The following is a 2,891-nucleotide window of genomic DNA, read 5'->3' on the forward strand; positions in this document are numbered from 1 at the left end:
CCGTCAGGGGTCGGCAACGTCACCTCCTTCAGCGTCAGCGTGAATTGCTCGCCCGTGCCGGGATTCTCGATGTCGACCGCCCAGGCCAGCGTGCCGTCCACCCCGGTGCGGGGTTCCTCGCGGCTGAACATCGCGTCCAGCACCGGCGTCGCCCCGCCCTCCTGCAGGGCGCCGAGCTGCTCGCAACGCCAGCGGATCACCGCCGCCGTCGCCGCCACCACGCCGGGAAACAGGCGTTTTTCCCCGCTCGGCGGAAAGGCCATGTCAAACGCCCGCTCCTCCGCCACCGTCGCCAGCGCGTCGAGTTTCAGGCGCAGCCAGCTCGGGTCATTCGCCCGCATGTCCATCGACAGGGTTTTCGCCAGCGCACCCAGGCCCCGCGGCTGCTCCGCCCCATTCACCCAGACCTCGAACGGCAGCGTCTGGCCGAACAGCCCCGCGTCCGGCCCCGCCTCGGCCGGCAATTCGCCGACGAAGAGCGAGAAACTGCCGTGCGGATGCTGGATCATGTAACTCCAGGCCGGATTCCCCGACGGCAATTCCGGCCGCCCCGGCCAGCGCAGACTCGCCAGCACCGGCTGCGGCAGCCGCTCGACCCGCAGGCGGCGGTTGGCGCCGTCCGGGTCGATGGCCATCGCGGGCTGCGCCACGGTCAGCGGCTGGGGTTGCGGTGCGGGCGCTGGCGCAGGTGCGGCGGTCGGTTCGACACTCAGCACCGCGCCGAGCACGCTGTTGGGCCGGTAGGTGGCCAATCCCTTCAGCCCGGATTGCCAGGCGGTGAAATACAGCCCCTGAAACTCCGCGTACGGATAATCCGCCGGCACGTTCACCGTCTTGCTGATCGAGGTGTCGATGTAGGGCGCCACCGCCGCGACCATCGCCTCGTGCGCCTCGGCGCTCATCTCCAGCGCGGTGACGAAGGCGTCGGTCAGCGGCGCGTCGGGGCCTTTCAAATGGCGGTACAGGCGCCAGGCGTGGTCCTCGACGGCATATTCCTTGAAGCGACCGTCCGCCTCGCGCTTGCGGCGGGTATAGGTCCAGCTGAACGGCGGCTCGATGCCGTTGCTGGCGTTGTCGGCAAAGGCCAGGCTGATGGTGCCGGTCGGCGCGATCGACAGCAGGTGCGAATTGCGCAGGCCGTAGGCGTAGATCCGGTCCTTCAATTCATCCGGCAGCCGCGAGGCGAAACGCTCGCCGCCGAGGTACTGGTCCGCGTCGAACAAGGGAAAGGCGCCGCGCTCCTTCGCCAGTTCCACCGACGCGCCATACGCCGCATCCCGCATCACGGCGGAAATCCGCCGCGCCATCGCCCGCGCCGGCGCAGTGTCATACCGGCAGCCCAGCAGGATCAGCGCGTCGCCCAGCCCGGTGAACCCCAACCCGATGCGGCGCTTGTGCATCGCCTCGCGCTGCTGCGCGGGCAGCGGCCAGACGGTGGCGTCGAGCACGTTGTCCAGCATCCGCACCGCCACGGCACAGACCTCGGCGAAACCCGCTTCGTCGAACACGGCGTCCGGCTCGAAGGGGTTGCGCACGAAGCGGGTCAGGTCGACGGAACCGAGGCAGCAGCAGCCGTAGGACGGCAAGGGCTGTTCGCCGCACGGATTTGTAGCGGTAATCGCCTCGCAATACCCGAGATTGTTGTCCTCATTGATGCGATCGATGAAGAGAATCCCCGGCTCGGCGTGGTCGTAGGTGGACCGCATGATCTGGTCCCACAGATCCCGGGCGCGCACGCGGCGGTAGACCCACAGGCCGTCGGCGCGCTCGAAGGCGCCGGCAGTCTTGCGCTTGCGGCCGGGTTCGGCGCGGTGGGTCAGGTCGATCTCGCCATCGGCTTCGACCGCGCGCATGAAGGCGTTCGTGACACCGACCGAGACGTTGAAGTTGCGCAGGTCGCCACTGTCCTTGGCGTGGATGAAGGCCTCGATGTCGGGGTGGTCGCAGCGCAGCACGCCCATCTGCGCGCCGCGGCGGCTGCCGGCGGATTCGACCGTCTCGCAGCTGCGGTCGAACACGCGCATGTAGCTGACGGGGCCGCTGGCGTGGCTGTCGGTGGAGCCCACCCAGGCGCCTTGCGGGCGGATGCGCGAGAAGTCGTAGCCGACGCCGCCGCCGCGGCGCATGGTCTCGGCCGCCTCGGTCAGCGCGGTGTAGATGCCGGGGAAGCCGTTTTCCGGCTCGGCGATCGAGTCACCGACTGGTTGCACGAAGCAGTTGATGAGCGTGGCGCCGAGCGATGTGCCGGCCGCCGAGGCGATGCGGCCAGCGGGCACGAAGCCCTGCGCCTGCGCCCAGGCGAAGCGTTCGGTCCAGTGGGCACGCTGCGCCTCGGGTTCGACCTCGGCCAAGGCACGGGCCACACGCAGGCGAACCTCGTCCGCGGTTGTCTCGGTGCCTTTGGCATATTTTTCCTGCAGCACCTCGTGGCTGATGGGCTGGGGGGGAAGGCTCGAAACAACGCGGGGCATGCGGCTCTCCTCGGGACATCAAGCGTGTCACTTTAGCGGCAGCCACACGAATTCTCTGTCGAAAGTGTCTGGCCAGACCGGGGACTGCGCGCGCGATGCGCTGCCTCCCGTATCCTCTCGCGCTGGTTTTACCGTTACTTCGCTTAATTCGCAATCAAGACCAAGATGGCCCCAGACGCCACTGCACCGCTGCCCGACCCCTCCTCCACCGCCCCACACCGGCGTGCGCCGCCATGGGCGCTGCAGGTGGCGGGGGGCGTGCTGCTGGCGTGGCTGGTCGGTCAGGGCATCGGCGGCCCATCCCCCGTGGCGCCGTCGGCCGGGCTGTGGCCGGTGGCCGGGCTGTCGCTGGGGCTGCTGCTGCGGTGGCGACAGCAGGCGTGGCCGGCACTGGCGTTCGGCTGGCTCGTGGGCCACGGC

General features: G+C 69.4%; 2 protein-coding genes. One reads left to right on the plus strand and one right to left on the minus strand.

Features of this window, described 5'->3' with window-relative positions:
- Nucleotides 1-2,471: adenosylcobalamin-dependent ribonucleoside-diphosphate reductase (locus AB3X43_RS08105; RefSeq protein ID WP_369429337.1), on the minus strand; the 2,471-nt coding region annotated here is incomplete at its 3' end.
- Between the two features lie 165 nt (nucleotides 2,472-2,636).
- On the opposite strand from AB3X43_RS08105, the gene AB3X43_RS08110 reads away from it, so the two are divergent.
- Nucleotides 2,637-2,891 (plus strand): hypothetical protein (locus AB3X43_RS08110; RefSeq protein ID WP_369429338.1); only part of this gene is annotated, 255 nt, incomplete at its 3' end.

The sequence above is a fragment of the Sphaerotilus sp. genome, assembly GCF_041083715.1.
Taxonomy (GTDB): Bacteria; Pseudomonadota; Gammaproteobacteria; order Burkholderiales; family Burkholderiaceae_C; genus Sphaerotilus.